General features: G+C 65.8%; 13 protein-coding genes. 3 read left to right on the forward strand and 10 right to left on the reverse strand.

Annotated features, from left to right (window positions below; genetic code table 11):
- Positions 1 to 103 precede the first annotated feature (103 nt).
- From GO615_RS04235 to GO615_RS04275, 9 genes are all read right to left on the reverse strand, one after another.
- Entirely contained in the window at positions 104 to 1,114 is a 1,011-nt protein-coding gene (locus GO615_RS04235) for a fumarylacetoacetate hydrolase family protein (protein WP_169125799.1), read from the reverse strand.
- Complete coding sequence (locus tag GO615_RS04240; RefSeq protein ID WP_169125800.1) at positions 1,111 to 1,656, reverse strand: VOC family protein; 546 nt, start codon at positions 1,654 to 1,656, stop codon at positions 1,111 to 1,113. Before GO615_RS04240 ends, GO615_RS04235 begins: the two co-directional genes overlap by 4 nt.
- A 20-nt stretch (positions 1,657 to 1,676) precedes the next feature.
- Positions 1,677 to 1,901: a DUF2783 domain-containing protein gene (locus GO615_RS04245; protein ID WP_169125801.1), complete on the reverse strand. Its 225-nt coding sequence runs from the start codon at positions 1,899 to 1,901 to the stop codon at positions 1,677 to 1,679.
- Positions 1,902 to 1,912: 11 nt separating this feature from the next.
- The gene (locus GO615_RS04250) at positions 1,913 to 3,580 is read right to left on the reverse strand and encodes an FAD-dependent oxidoreductase (RefSeq protein WP_169125802.1); all 1,668 of its coding nucleotides are present in this window, start codon (positions 3,578 to 3,580) and stop codon (positions 1,913 to 1,915) included.
- Between the two features lie 157 nt (positions 3,581 to 3,737).
- Entirely contained in the window at positions 3,738 to 4,700 is a 963-nt protein-coding gene (locus GO615_RS04255) for an MBL fold metallo-hydrolase (protein ID WP_169125803.1), read from the reverse strand.
- A gap of 394 nt (positions 4,701 to 5,094) precedes the next feature.
- Positions 5,095 to 5,583: a phasin family protein gene (locus GO615_RS04260; protein ID WP_169125804.1), complete on the reverse strand. Its 489-nt coding sequence runs from the start codon at positions 5,581 to 5,583 to the stop codon at positions 5,095 to 5,097.
- Positions 5,584 to 5,778: 195 nt separating this feature from the next.
- Positions 5,779 to 6,840, reverse strand: a complete 1,062-nt coding sequence (locus GO615_RS04265) for a GGDEF domain-containing protein (protein WP_339380125.1) — start codon at positions 6,838 to 6,840, stop codon at positions 5,779 to 5,781.
- A 107-nt stretch (positions 6,841 to 6,947) separates the two neighbouring features.
- Positions 6,948 to 7,679 carry a S1 family peptidase gene (locus GO615_RS04270; protein WP_169125806.1) on the reverse strand — a complete coding sequence of 244 codons (732 nt, stop codon included), beginning with the start codon at positions 7,677 to 7,679 and terminating at the stop codon, positions 6,948 to 6,950.
- A 181-nt stretch (positions 7,680 to 7,860) separates the two neighbouring features.
- A complete protein-coding gene (locus GO615_RS04275; RefSeq protein WP_169125807.1) occupies positions 7,861 to 9,000 on the reverse strand; it encodes an alkene reductase in 1,140 nt (379 codons plus the stop codon).
- A gap of 143 nt (positions 9,001 to 9,143) precedes the next feature.
- Between GO615_RS04275 and GO615_RS04280 the strand changes: the two genes are divergently transcribed.
- The 3 genes from GO615_RS04280 (at position 9,144) to GO615_RS04290 (ending at position 11,950) form a co-directional block, all read left to right on the forward strand.
- On the forward strand, positions 9,144 to 10,118 hold the full coding sequence (locus GO615_RS04280; protein ID WP_169125808.1) for a LysR family transcriptional regulator: 975 nt from the start codon (positions 9,144 to 9,146) through the stop codon (positions 10,116 to 10,118).
- Between the two features lie 132 nt (positions 10,119 to 10,250).
- Complete coding sequence (locus GO615_RS04285) at positions 10,251 to 10,928, forward strand: gamma-glutamylcyclotransferase (RefSeq protein ID WP_169125809.1); 678 nt, start codon at positions 10,251 to 10,253, stop codon at positions 10,926 to 10,928.
- Between the two features lie 203 nt (positions 10,929 to 11,131).
- Positions 11,132 to 11,950 (forward strand): alpha/beta fold hydrolase, encoded by an 819-nt coding sequence (locus tag GO615_RS04290; RefSeq protein WP_169125810.1) that lies wholly within the window; start codon positions 11,132 to 11,134, stop codon positions 11,948 to 11,950.
- A gap of 86 nt (positions 11,951 to 12,036) precedes the next feature.
- Here the strand turns inward: GO615_RS04290 and GO615_RS04295 are convergent, their stop codons facing one another.
- Entirely contained in the window at positions 12,037 to 13,602 is a 1,566-nt protein-coding gene (locus tag GO615_RS04295; RefSeq protein WP_169125811.1) for an acyl-CoA synthetase, read from the reverse strand.
- Positions 13,603 to 13,652: the final 50 nt, after the last annotated feature.

A 13,652-nucleotide genomic window follows, 5' to 3' on the forward strand; every position in this document is an offset into this window, starting at 1 on the left:
CATTGATTATCCCGGCGATCAAATACCTTGCGGGCTGAGCCCTTCGACGCGGCTCAGGACGAACGGAGGTGATTGATCACCGCCTTGATTGCACCGCACCCGATCAGGAGACGAGCTTCGCGACGGTGTTCTCGATGCGACCGAAGATGCTGCGGCCGGCGGCGTCGAACATCTCGATGCGCACGGTGTCGCCGTCGCGCATGAAGGGCGTTGCGGGCTTGCCCTGCTCGATCGTTTCCCAGGTGCGGACTTCGGCGAGGCAGCAGTAGCCCACGCCCCCGTGCTCGATCGACGAGCCCCACAGGTTGCCGGCCTTGTTCGAGACGGTGCCCGAGCCGATGATCGAGCCGGCTTCAAGTTCGCGCGTCTTCGCGACGTGCGCGACGAGCTGGCCGAAGTTGAAGCTCATGTCGACGCCGGCATTCGGCTTGCCGAAGAGGCGCTCGTTGAGATGCACGACGAGCGGCAGATGCACCTTCGCGTCGCGCCAGGCATCGCCCAGTTCGTCGGGCGTCACCGCGACGGGCGAGAAGGCCGAGGCCGGTTTCGACTGGAAGAAACCGAAGCCCTTCGCGAGCTCGTTCGGGATCAGGCCGCGCAGCGACACGTCGTTCACCAGCATGACGAGACGGATCGCCTTCGCGGCCTCGTCCGGCGTCGCGCCCATCGGCACGTCGCCGGTCACGACCGTGACTTCGGCCTCGAAGTCGATGCCCCAGCTCTCGTCGGCGACGACCTTGTCGCGCGGGCCGATGAAGCTGTCCGAGCCGCCCTGGTACATCAGCGGGTCGGTGTAGAAGCTCTCCGGCACGTCCGAGTTGCGCGCCTTGCGCACGAGCTCGACGTGGTTCAGGTAGGCCGAGCCGTCTGCCCACTGGTAGGCGCGCGGCAGCGGCGAATGGCACGCGGCTTCGTCGAAGGGCTGCGCATCGACGGCGCCGCTGTTGAGCGCCTCATACACCTGGCGCAGCTGCGGCTCGCAGTCGGACCAGTTGTCGAGCGCCGCCTGCAGCGTGCGGGCGATCGCGGGAACGGCGCGGCAGCGGGCGAGATCGCGGCTGACGACGACGAGGGTGCCGTCGCGCCCGCCTTGCTTGAGGGTCGCGAGTTTCACTTGAACATCTCCTTGTAGCGTCCGTCGTGCATCCAGGCGGCGTGCTTCGGCGCGCGCTTAGTCTGCGCCCATTCTTCCAGCATGTCCCATTTGACCTTGTCGAGCGCCTCCAGCATCTTCGGCGAACCGGTGTTGGCGGCGAGTTCGAGCCGGTGGCCGTTCGGGTCGAAGAAATAGATCGACTTGAACAGTGCGTGGTCGGTCGGTCCGATCACCTCGATGCCGGCGGCTTCAAGGCGTGCCTTGGCGGCCATCAGCACATCCATCGACTCGACCTGCAGCGCGAGGTGCTGCGTCCACGCCGGGGTGTTCTCGTCACGCCCCATCCTAGGACGGGTCGGCAGCTCGAAAAACGCGAGCACGTTGCCCATGCCGGCGTCGAGGAAGATGTGCATGTAGGGGTCGGCCTCGCCCGTGGAGGGTACGGCATCCTCGGCGATCGACAGGATCAGCTTCATGTCGAGGTGCTTCTCGTACCAGCGTGCGGTTACGAGCGCGTCGTGGCAGCGATAGGCCACGTGGTGGATCTTCTGGATCAGCATTCCGGTCTCCGTAGCGTTTGTCAGGCGCCTTCGCGCGCGATCTGCATCGCCTCGCGCAGCACCGAGATGTCGCCGATGTGGTTCGCGAGCAGCAGGATCAGGCGCGCATTCACCATCGCGCTCTGCTCGTCCGTAAGATCGCGGTGGGTGTCGATCAGTGCCTCGTAAAAATCGTCGCCTGGCGAAAAGGCGCGGAAATGGCGTTTGCCGGGTTCGTGCAGGTTCGGTTGCGTGTTTAGGGCCATGGCAGTCTCCATCAGGCGTTGCAGGTGGCGCGCGCCACGGCGGCACGCACTCGGGCGACGTCCAGCACGCGCCAGCGGGCGGCCACGTGCTGGTCCGGGCGCAGTAGGTAGCTCGTGCCTTCGCGCAGGTCGTAGCGCTCGCGCACACGGCCCTTTGCGTCGATCAGCGTCTTCAGGCCGGCCGGCGCGGTTCCACGCTCGGCGACGACTATCGCCTCGACCGGGATCTGCGCGTCGACGAGGCTGCGCAGGGCCTGGGCAGTCGGCGCGTCGAGTGCGCTTGCGTCCGGGATGTAATGCAACAGTTGGAAGCGGTTCCCGACGGCGCGGAGCAGCCATTGCGTGCCGTCGGCCATCGCGACGGGGGCGTCGTCCATCGGTGCTCCGGGGATCATGGTGCCGGCGAAGACATCGCTATCGGCCGTGTTCAGGCGCGAACCGACAAGGAAGCTCGGCACCGAGAGGCGCCCGGAATTGACCAGCGCACGGGCGAACGGGAATTGCTCCGCCAGCCCCAGCACCGCATTGCGGAAGGTCGTGCTCACTGTGCTTTTCGGCGTGATGAAGTCGGTCGAGCGCGTCGAGTTCATGATGTTCTCGTCGGCGGCGTAGCAGCGCTCCTCCGAATAGGTGTCGAGCAGCGTCGCCGGCGCCTTGCCGTCCATCACGAGCTTGAGCTTCCACACGAGGTTGTCGGTGTCCTGGATGCCGGAGTTGGCGCCGCGCGCACCGAAGGGGGAGACCTGATGCGCGGCGTCGCCGACGAAGAGCACGCGGCCGTGGTTGAAGCTGTTCATGCGACGGCACTGGAAGGTGTAGACGCTGACCCACTCCAGCTCGAATTCGCGATCATCACCCAACATCGCCTTGATGCGCGGGATCACCTTTTCCGGCTTCTTCTCTACCTCCGGATCGACGTTCCAGCCGAGCTGAAAATCGATGCGGAACACGTTGTCCGCCTGGCGGTGCAGCAGCACCGACTGGTTGCGATGGAAAGGCGGGTCGAACCAGAACCAGCGCTCGGTCGGGAAATCCGCCTTCATGACGACGTCGGCGATCAGGAAGCGGTCCATGAAGATCTTGCCGTCGATGTCCAGGCCGAGCATCGTGCGGATCGGGCTGCGTGCGCCATCGGCGACGATCAGCCAGTCGGCACGCACCGTGTAGGCGCCGTCCGGCGTCTCGACGCGCAGGGTCGCGCGGTCGTCGGCCGGCGTCACGCCGATCACATTGTTCTTGAAGCGGATCTCGAGGTTCGGCAGCTGGCGTGCGCGCTTGATCAGGTCGTCTTCGAGGTAGTACTGCTGCAGGTTGATCATGCCCGGCCGGTGGTGGTCCGGCTCGGGGCAGAGGTTGAAGTTGAACACCTCCTCCTCGCGGAAGAAGGTGCGCCCCACGTTCCACGACACGCCCTTTTGCACCATCTCGTCGGCGCAGCCGAGACGGTCCAGCACTTCCAGCGTGCGCTTCGCGTAGCACACGCCGCGCGAGCCGATCGACACCGTGTCGTCATTGTCGAGCAGCAGCACGCTCTGGCCTTGCTGGGCGAGGTCGATCGCGGCCGAAAGGCCCACCGGGCCCGCGCCGACGATCACCACCGGGTAGTAACCCTCTTTACCTTCGGCGATCTCCGGCGGGCGGACGTATTCGAACTTCGGGTACTGGAACGTGCTCAGCACGGGTGTCTCCTCCATGTGTTTCGTCGCTCCGGCGCCGCATCTGGACGTGCGTTGGGCCGGAGTCCTGCACCGGTGAAGGTGCGACTTTGATCGGCTGATTGCTCAGCCCTGAAAATCGGGGATCGGAGCCGTCAGCGGGCGGACGGCCCCGCAACCATCACTCCTGCAGCGAGTGCCACATCTGCTGGTCGCGCTCGGCGGTCCAGATGCGCGGATCGCGGATGCCGCTCGCCTCGTCGTGGGCGCGAGTGACATCGAAGGGCAGGCAGTGCTCGTAGATGAAGACCTGGCCGAACTTCGGGTCCATGTTCTTGCGCGTGTGCGCCATCGTCGCCTTCAGGTCGAAGCCCTGCGCAACCGCCTCCTGCGCACTGCGGTACAGCGTCGAGACGAAGTCGCGCGTGTAGGCGAGACCGGCATCGACCGCCTCGCGGCCGATCAGCGCGGGGCCGCGGCCCGGGACGAGCTTGTCGAATTTCATCGCGGCGAGCCTGTCGAGCGTCTGCGGCCAGTCGGCGAGGTAGGCGTCGCCGGTGTAGCAGGCGGCATCGGCCTCGACGAGGTCGCCCGAGAAGCAGATGTTCTGCGACGGCAGATACACGATGGTGTCGCCCTTCGTGTGGCCGCGGCCGACCTGCTTGATCTTCACTTCGAGCTTGCCCAACCAGACCGTCATCTCGCCTTCGAAGGTGATCGTCGGCCAGGTCAGGCCCGGCACGCTCTCGACGGCCTGGAAGAGGCGCGGGAAGCGGCCGATCTCGGAATCCATGTCCTGCTGTCCGCGCTCGACGATCAGGTCCCAGGTGTCGCGGCTCGCGATGATCTGTTCCAGGCCTTCGCTCTTGTAGCCCGACGCGCCCAGCACGCGCACCGCGTGGTAGTGCGTCAGCACGACGTACTTGATCGGCTTGTCGGTGATCTCGCGCACCTTGGCGATCACGCCCTGCGCGGCGACGGGGGTCGCGGTGGCGTCGATGATCATCACGCCGTCGTCGCCGATGATCACGCCGGTATTCGGGTCACCCTCGGCCGTGTAGGCATAGGCGTTGTCCGAGAGCTTGTCCCAGCTGATCTTCTTTTCTTCGAGGTCGGCCTGCGAGGCGAATTTCTTGGTGGTCATGGTTTTGGGGTCTCTGTGGGTGTGGGGGACGATTTGAATCCTAGACACAAATTCGTCTATGGTCAATTGCTTCGGTATTATCGAATCGCAGAATGCAGTCACCGCTGACTCGTGCTCCCACTGTCCGCTCGAGGACGTGCGAACGCCGATCACTGTTGTAACGTGATCAGCGGTATCGGGTAACACAGGGAGAGGGAGACGGAGCGTCTCTCACCGACTGGCGGCAGGACGCCGGCACCGGACGCGGTCACGACCTTCGTCGCGGCAGTCCGGGCGCAAGGATGCGCTTTTGACCTCCGACGGCGCGGAGGCAAATCGGAGGATGTTGCGTGTGCAGCCGGGACTTCGGACGCGGGCCCGATCCAGGAACGGATCGTGCCGCGCAAACTCCGACTCAGGCCGCCTTGTTCAGGTGACGATACTTCGCAACGGACGATGCCCAGGCCTCACCGGCTTCGCCGAATGATCCCGCCGCGGCTGCGGAAAGATCCCTCAAGCTGCGCTCGAAGAGATTGAACGCCCCTTTCCAGGCTTCCGGCGCCGGGAACGTCATCGCGGGGATGGCAAGCTGATAACCGAGCAGTCGCGCAGACTCGAGTTGTGCGGCCGTCACCGTCTCGTAGCTATCCTTGGCAAGCGCCAAGGTCTTCTCCAACAGTGACTGCCCTAACGCCAGTGGCAAGCCGGCCGGGTCAGCGGCGGGTTTTCCGCTTGCGGCGGCTTTCGTCGCCGCAACACACTCCTCGAGCGCTGCGCGCGAAACCGCAAGGGTGCTGCGAGTGAGATGCTCGGTGCAATCCAGATAGACGCGGGACGATGCCATGAAGGCGTCGACCGTGTTCGCGAAGGATCGCTCAATGCTGGTGTGGGGTTTGGTGGTCATTGTGATTCCTTTCTTGAATCTTCCGGCAACAAGCAACCCTGACATATGACTTGTCATTGATCCTGCTGCTCGGGATGTGCCACTCGCAGGCGGATGCCTGCGGCGGATTTGGGGGATAAATCGAGTATGGCCCTTTACTACTGCGAGTCCACCATTTGTTTGTAACGCCGGCAGACGGTCGAATCCGCGGCAAGCTCAAGTGTCGGAGACTCGTTTCCGCTTCTGCTCATACATCAATTGATCCGCACGCAGGAGATACTCCGACAGGCTCAGTTCGGAGCTCGGATCACATTGCACGATCCCCGTGCTGAATGAGATCCGGTAGGAACAATCCGGCCGCGGCGTGAAGTCTGCGAGGCTCTGTCGTATCCGGGCCTGGAGCACGTCGGGCTGCGAGGTATCGATCGTGAACACGGCAAATTCGTCGCCGCCGATGCGGGCAAGGACGTCGGCATCGCGAAAGCACCGCTGCAGTATGCGCGCCACATCTTCGATGAGATCATCTCCGACATCGTGCCCATATGCGTCGTTGATCGCCTTCAAGCGATCGATATCGATGAAGACGAGAGCACTTGGCACCCGCTGGCGACGGGAAAGCTTGAAACTGCGCTCGGCGTGAAGGAAGAAGCCGCGCCGGTTCAGGAGGCCCGTCATCATGTCGGTCACCGAGATCCTGTGGATTTCCTCTTCCACGGAGTCCCGCCTCAGCAACTCGACCGCATGAAGACGGGCGGCTTCTGCAATCTCGGTCGACTTTGTCTCGATCCGGTCTTCGAGCGTTTTCCGGAAATTGACGTTGCCGAGTGCGGCTCCCGTGATCTCACCAAGCAGGCGCAAGGTCGGAACCAGCCGTGCGAGTTCCTTGCGGTACCCCTGCCGATACCACACCGACACCAGCGCCCCCATCGGCCTGACGGGCGGGAACGGATATGCGATCAGGCTTGCGATGCCAAGCGCAGCGAGTTCGTCCTCGCGCATGCCGGAATCCGGTGCAATATCTGGAAGCAGGATCGGTGTCCGGTCGGCCATTGCGCGTCGCGCAATCCGCAGCAAGGCCGACGCTTCCTGCGTCGGCATGGGCCGTCGGTGATGGCCGAATTCCGTGACGAACTCGCGCTCGCCGTCATGAACGACCAAGAGGCTCCCGTCCGAATGGAGAAGATCGGGGATGGCCTGCCCCGCAAGTTCGAGGACTTCCCCGAGGTCGGATGCCTGCAGGAAATCACGTCCAAGGGCAAGGAGACGTCGCAGCACCACGGAGCTCTCCGCCGGTCCCTGTGCCATCGCAGTTCCCCCTCAATGATTGCCCCTCGACGTCGAGCGACAAAGGCCGGTCCGGACTACCCGCCTGCGGCTGCAATGGGTCAGGACTTGATCAACGTTAGCAGAATATCCGCGTACCAGGCGCAGTTCAGGCCCAGCGCCTCGTCCTGAGCGAGATCGCGCGTCCCGACGTCGAGCCTCGCCGAATGCACACCGAGCAACATCCACGGCAGATCGCCATAGCTCGCTGGCGGATTGGCCACTCGCATCACCACCGGCGCACCGCTGGTGCCGCGGTGGGTGCGCGCATCGGTCAGGAAATAACCCTCGCCCTTGAAGCGTAGTCCGAACGACGACGCGACGACTGCGTGGCGCACCACCGGCATGTGATGCAGGGTGTCGTGAAAGCCGAGCGGGAAGCCCACCACCAGCAGCGAAGTGCCGATTTCGACGCGGTCGAGCAGCCCCGGCAGATGCGCGGGCATAAAGGCGCGGTAAACCAGCTGTGCGGGGAGCGCCCCACGCTCGACTTCGAGAACTGCCACGTCGATATTGCCCGCGGCGTCGAATCCCTGGCGCCACAAGGCTCGACCGTTGCGGTACAGCGGCATCGAGAAGCCCGTCGATTCCGCGAGGTTGTCGGGATTGTTGTGCAGCTCGAGTTCGATGCGGTCCGGGAAGTGCCGGGTCGGCTTGTCGAACAGCACGTGGCGGCTGGTGACGACGAACAAGCGCTGATCCATCGCGAAGAAGAACCCGCTCGCATTCGTCAGTGGCCGCTGCCGATCGAAGGTGACGATGGGCACGGTCGTCAGGAGCAAGGATTCGATCATTCGCAGGGCACCGTCATGGATCCAGGCTGGCCGCCGCCGGACCCGTGCAGCGATTTCGATCGCGAAACGACCGGCGGGCGGATTTCGATCTACTGCAGCATACGCCACAATGGCCGACGGGCCCGGGCGCGCAGTCTCGATCGAGTGCGCGTCCCGGGCCCGTCCATGCCGCAAACGCGGATCAGGCCGCGATCGCCTCCAACGCCGGATAGTCGATGTAGCCTTCCGGGCCGGGCGCGTAAAAGGTCTTGGGGTTCGGCGCGTTGAGCACCGTGTCGTGCCGCAGGCGATGCACGAGATCCGGGTTCGCGATGAACAGGCGACCGAAGGCCACCGCGTCCGCCCTGCCCGACTCGACCGCGTCGATCGCCATCGCGCGGTCGTAACCGTTGTTCGCGATGTAGGTGCCCTTGAAGGCCTTGCGCGCCCAGGCGAAGTCGAAGCCCGGCACGTCACGCGGCCCGCCCGTCGCGCCTTCGACGAAATGGATGAACGCGATGCCGCGCTTGTTCAGTTCCTCGACGAGATAGCCGAAGACCGCCTGCGGCTTGCTGTCCGACAGGTCGTTGGCGGGCGTGACCGGCGACAGGCGGATGCCGACGCGGCCCGCGCCGATCTCGGCGACCACCGCGTCGATCACTTCGAGCGCGAAGCGCGCGCGGTTCGCGACCGAGCCACCGTACTGGTCGGTGCGCTGGTTGGCACCGTCGCGCAGGAACTGGTCGACCAGGTAGCCGTTCGCGCCGTGGATCTCGACGCCGTCGAAACCCGCGCGGATCGCGTTCGCCGCGGCGCGGCGGAATTCCTGCACGACTTCAGCGATCTCCGCGACGCTCAGCGCACGCGGCACGGGCACTTCCATCTTGCCGTTGCGCGTGTAGGCGACGACGTTCGGCCTGATTGCCGAGGGGGCGACCGGCTGCGCACCACCGGTGAGATCCGGGTGCGTGACGCGCCCGACGTGCCAGATCTGCGCGACGATCTTCGAGCCGGCTTCATGCACCGCCTGGGTGATCGGTTTCCAGCCCTCGACCTGTTCGTCCGAGTAGATGCCTGGCGTTGCCATGTAGCCCTTGCCCACGGGCGAGACCTGCGTGCCTTCGCTGATGATCAGGCCCGCGTTGCTGCGCTGGCGGTAGTACTCGACGTTCATCGGGCTGCCGGGAATGTCGCCGGCGGTCTCATCGGCGCGGCTGCGCGTCAGCGGCGCCATCACGACGCGGTTGGCGACCTCGATGTCGCCGATGCGTGCGGGCTGGAACAGTTTGCGGGTGTCGGATTCGCCGCCATTGCGGGCGGCCTGCGGGTGCGGAGCGTTCATGCGGGGATGTCCTTCGTTGACTGCAATCGAAAACCGGATCAGTCGCCTGATCGACTTGCTGCGATTATGTCCATGCCTGATCCGATGGAGTAGCCAGCAGTAGTGATAGCATCTATTCCCTACAGGAATACACCGGAGCCGCGATGGACCGCATGCGCCTGATGGAAACCTTCGTCCGCGTCGTCGAGACGGGCAATTTTTCCGCCGTCGCGCGCGAGGCGCGCACCACCCAGTCGGCCATCAGCAAGCAGGTGCAGGCCCTCGAAGCGCTCGTCGGCGCGCCGCTGCTCGTGCGCTCGTCGCGCAGCCATTCGCTCACCGAGGCCGGTCAGCTCTACTACGAGCGCTGCCGGCAGGTGCTCGACACGCTGGAGGAAGCGCACATCGAGGTGCGCCGCACCGAGCATGAAGTCGGCGGCGTGCTGCGCGTCGCCGCCCCGGCCGCGTTCGGGCGGCTGCACATCGTGCCGCGCCTGCGCGAGTTCTACGCGCGCTACCCCCGCCTCAAGCTCGACCTGCAGCTCGACGACGGTTTCACCGACCTCGTCACCGCGGGCATCGATGTCGCCTTCCGCGTCGGCGAGCTCAAGGACAGCCGCCTCGTCGCCCGCCGCATCGGCACCGCCCACCGCGCCACCCTCGCCTCGCCCGCCTACCTCGAAACCCACGGCGAACCGCAGCACCCGGACGAGCTCGCGCAGCACAACTGCCTCATCTACACCGGACTGGCTACGCTCAACGAATGGAACTACCGCGACGGCGAGGAGCGGCCGCACGCCATCCGTGTCGACGGCAACTTCCAGTCGAACAGCTCGGAAGCGATCCGTCAGGCGACGTGCGAGGGGCTAGGCATCAGCTACTCGCCGCTATGGACCTTCGGCGAGGACCTGCGCGCCGGCCGCGTGAGAGCCATCCTCACCCGCTACCGCCCGCCCTCGCTGCCGCTCAACGTCGTCTTCCAGCCCGCGCGCCGCCCTTCGCTGAAGGTGAACAGCTTCGTGAACTACTTTTCGGAAGCGTTCAGCCGCGATCCGGACATCGCGCAGATGCTGACTGCCGACCCGGACACGGCAGATGCGGCCACCGACGCCCTGCCGGGTTCCAGACTGCGGAGATGACCGCCCCGACCGGCGCCGCTTGATGACGCCGATTGCCCCGCCCCACACGCCTCGACCGCCCGCTCATCACGCTCGACATCGAACCCGCCCGAGTCCCTTGACTTCAAGGGCCCGATGCCGGAACGTCCGCCCATGACGATCCTGACCCGCGAAAAGCTCGTCGATGGCAGCTTCCGCAACGGCCTCGACATGCCCTCCGATCTCACCTGGAGCGACGCCGAGCTCGATCTTTCGCTCGCCACGACCCTGCAGGCGCGGCCCGGTGGCGCGATGTGGATCTTCGCCTATGGCTCACTGATGTGGAACCCGCTCATCGCCTTCGACGAGCAGCGCATCGCGACGCTCGATGGCTGGCATCGCAGCTTCTGCGTGCGCTCGATTTCCTATCGCGGCACGCCGGAGCGGCCCGGTCGGGTGCTCGCGCTGGAGCCGGGCGGACAAGTCCGGGGCATGGCGCTGCGGCTGAATGAGGACCAGGCCGCCACCGAACTGCGCCTGCTGTGGGCGCGCGAGATGTGCAGCGGCGTCTACCGTCCGCTGTGGGCGCCGCTCCTCCTCGACGACGGCCGCACGGTGACGGCGATCGTCTTCGTCGTCAATCCGACGCAGCCGCTCTACGAGCCGGATGCAACGGTTGCGTCGGTCGCCCGGATCGTCGCCGATGCCGCCGGCGTGGTCGGCTCCAATGCCGACTACGTCCATGCGCTCGACACCGCTCTGGCGGACCGCGGCCTGCGGGATCCGTATATCGAAGCGATCGTCGACGAGATCGGGCGCGACAAGGACGGAGCTGCGCAGCCCGGCGCATGAAATCATCGGCATCGTCACGAGGGGCGCTCTGCGTCATCTGTGGGCTTGACGAGCAGCCGACAAGCGATCGCACCAATATATTGACGTTTACGTCAACGTAATTACAATCATCGGAACAAACAACGCGGGGCACGGCGACTCAGGATTCACCTCCGGTCGTCCGCGGAATGCACCCAACCAGCCCAACCGAGAGAGCCCTCTAAATGACCGACCTGAACACCCCCGGCATCCATTCCTGCGACCATTGGATCGAGCATCCGCAAGGACGGATCTTCGCCCGCTCCTGGACGCCAGCGGGCGCGGCGGGCAACCCCCGACCGCAAAGCCCGATCGTGCTGTTCCACGATTCCCTCGGTTGTGTCGAGCTTTGGCGCGACTTTCCCGCCGCACTCAGCGCCGCCACCGGACGCCGGGTCCTCGCCTACGACCGGCTGGGCTTCGGCCGTTCCGATCCACGCCGCGACCTGCCGGCGCTGGACTTCGTCGCCGACGAAGCAGCAAGCTATTTCCCCATCGTGCGCGAGCAGCTCGGTATCGGGCGATTCGTCGCGTTCGGGCACAGCGTCGGCGGCGGCATGGCCGTGAACTGCGCGGCCGCCTTCGGCGCGGTGTGCGAAGTGCTGATCACCGAATCGGCGCAGGTCTTTCCCGAAGAGCGGACGCTGAGCAGCATCGCCGAGGCGAAGGAGCAGTTCCGGGACGACATGCAACTGAAGCGGCTCGAGCGCTATCACGGCGACAAGGCGAGATGGGTTGTCGATGCCTGGACCGAAAGCTGGCTGCATCCGGAGTTCGCCGCATGGACGCTCGAAGGCGTGCTGCCGCGCGTGACCAGCCCGGTCCTGGCGATCCACGGCATCCACGACGAATATGGCACCACGACCCATCCGGAAATGATCGGCAACCTCAGTTCCGGGCCGTCGCGCGTCGAGATCCTGCCAGACACCTACCATGTGCCCCACCGTGAGCGCCCCGCGGTTGTGCTCAATCTGGTGGCCGAGTTTCTCGACTCGATCGGATAGCGCACAAGAAAGCAGGGCGGATGAGCCGCGCAGCGGCTTCATCCGCCGAATGCGCAGCTCGTTCCGTCCCGGGACCCGCCGCCCGATTACGTCCGGAACCGCTCCCGCAACTCGCGCTTCAGCAGCTTCCCCGACGCGTTGCGCGGCATGTCCTCGACGAAGTACACCCGCTTGGGCACCTTGAACGCGGCCAGATTCTCGCGCACGTGCGCGATCAGCTCGTCGGCGCTCGCCGTGGCGCCCTGCTTCAAGGCAACCACCGCCGCGACGGCCTCGATCCAACGTTCGTCCGGCAGGCCGATCACCGCGACCTCGCCCACTGCCGGGTGAGTGTACAGGCACTCTTCCACCTCGCGGCTCGCCACCACCACCCCGCCGGTCTTGATGATGTCCTTGATGCGGTCGGTGATGTAGAGATACCCGCCCTCGTCGAGGTAGCCGACGTCGCCGGTGCGGAACCAGCCGTCGGCAAACGTGCCGGCCGTCTCTTCCGGCTTGTCCCAGTAGCCGCTCATCAGCTGCGGCGAACGATGCACGATCTCGCCCATCTCCCCGGGCGCGACGTCCTGCATGTTCACATCGACGATGCGCGTCTCGACGTTGAAGATCGGCCGCCCCGCCGAGGCCGGGCGCTCTGCGTGCTCCTCGGGACGCAGCACGGTCGCAAGCGGTGCGATCTCGCTCTGGCCGTAGCAGTTGTAGAGCCGCAGCCCCGGCAGGCGCGACGCGAGCTCCTGCAGCACCGGCACCGGCATGATCGACGCGCCGTAATAGCCCTTCTGCAGCGAGGCGAGGCGCGCCGCGTCGAAACCCGGATGACGCAGGAAGGCGATCCACACCGTCGGCGGCGCGAAGAAGGACGTCACGCGCTCGCGCTCGATCAGCTCGAAGCAGCGGTCCGGCTGCGGCGCCTGCACCAGCCGCGTCGTGCCGCCGACCAGCAGCTGCGGCATCAGGAAGACGTGCATCTGCGCCGAGTGGTAGAGCGGCAAGGCGGCCAGCGAGACGTCCTCGCCGCGGATGTCGGTCGCGAGCAGCGTGCTCGTGTATTCGGCCAGCAGCGCGCGATGGCTCATCATCGCCCCCTTGGGCGCGGCGGTCGTGCCGGAGGTGTACAAGAGCTGGGCGATGTCCTCGTCCGTCGTGTCGATGTGCGGCGCCACGTCATCCCCCGCACCCTGCGACCACTCCAGCACGTCCCGCCCGCTGCCGCCGTGCAGCGTCCCGCGCCATTCGCAGCCCAGCGTCGGCCCGAGCGCCTCGACGTGCACCGCCATGTCGGCATCGCAGAACAGCGCACGCGCGCCCGACTGGTCGACGATGTAGCGCAGCTCCGCGTCGAGCAGCGCGTAGTTGATCGGCACATGGATGAGGCCGGCCTTCACGCAGCCCAGCCACAGCAGCACGTAGGCATCGGAATTGCGCCCGTACGCCGCGACGCGGTCGCCGGCGACGAGGCCCAGCCCCAGCAGCCGGTTGGCCACGCGATTGGCCGCGCGGTCGAGCTCGGCGTAACGCCAGCTGCGCGCCTCGAAACGCAGCGCCTCGCGCTGCGGGTTGCGGCGCACCGATCGCGCGAATGCATCGCCGATCAGGTTGCGCGCCGCCCGGCGCGCGTTCTGGTTCAGGTCGTCGATTTTCACGGCACTCATCCTCTCGTCTCCATTCTTGTACCGGGGCCTCGGCTGCACCCCTGTTCGTG

Origin of the sequence: Aromatoleum evansii, assembly GCF_012910805.1 — a bacterium.
Lineage (GTDB): Bacteria > Pseudomonadota > Gammaproteobacteria > Burkholderiales > Rhodocyclaceae > Aromatoleum > Aromatoleum evansii.

Excerpts from the sequence above, each read along its gene's own strand:
- GO615_RS04285 (WP_169125809.1), top strand. The coding sequence starts at position 10,251 with ATGACGATCCTGACCCGCGAAAAGCTCGTCGATGGCAGCTTCCGCAAC.
- GO615_RS04245 (WP_169125801.1), bottom strand. The coding sequence starts at position 1,901 with ATGGCCCTAAACACGCAACCGAACCTGCACGAACCCGGCAAACGCCAT.
- GO615_RS04275 (WP_169125807.1), bottom strand. The coding sequence starts at position 9,000 with ATGAACGCTCCGCACCCGCAGGCCGCCCGCAATGGCGGCGAATCCGAC.
- GO615_RS04270 (WP_169125806.1), bottom strand. The coding sequence starts at position 7,679 with ATGATCGAATCCTTGCTCCTGACGACCGTGCCCATCGTCACCTTCGAT.
- GO615_RS04290 (WP_169125810.1), top strand. The coding sequence starts at position 11,132 with ATGACCGACCTGAACACCCCCGGCATCCATTCCTGCGACCATTGGATC.
- GO615_RS04255 (WP_169125803.1), bottom strand. The coding sequence starts at position 4,700 with ATGACCACCAAGAAATTCGCCTCGCAGGCCGACCTCGAAGAAAAGAAG.
- GO615_RS04280 (WP_169125808.1), top strand. The coding sequence starts at position 9,144 with ATGGACCGCATGCGCCTGATGGAAACCTTCGTCCGCGTCGTCGAGACG.
- GO615_RS04240 (WP_169125800.1), bottom strand. The coding sequence starts at position 1,656 with ATGCTGATCCAGAAGATCCACCACGTGGCCTATCGCTGCCACGACGCG.
- GO615_RS04260 (WP_169125804.1), bottom strand. The coding sequence starts at position 5,583 with ATGACCACCAAACCCCACACCAGCATTGAGCGATCCTTCGCGAACACG.
- GO615_RS04295 (WP_169125811.1), bottom strand. The coding sequence starts at position 13,602 with ATGAGTGCCGTGAAAATCGACGACCTGAACCAGAACGCGCGCCGGGCG.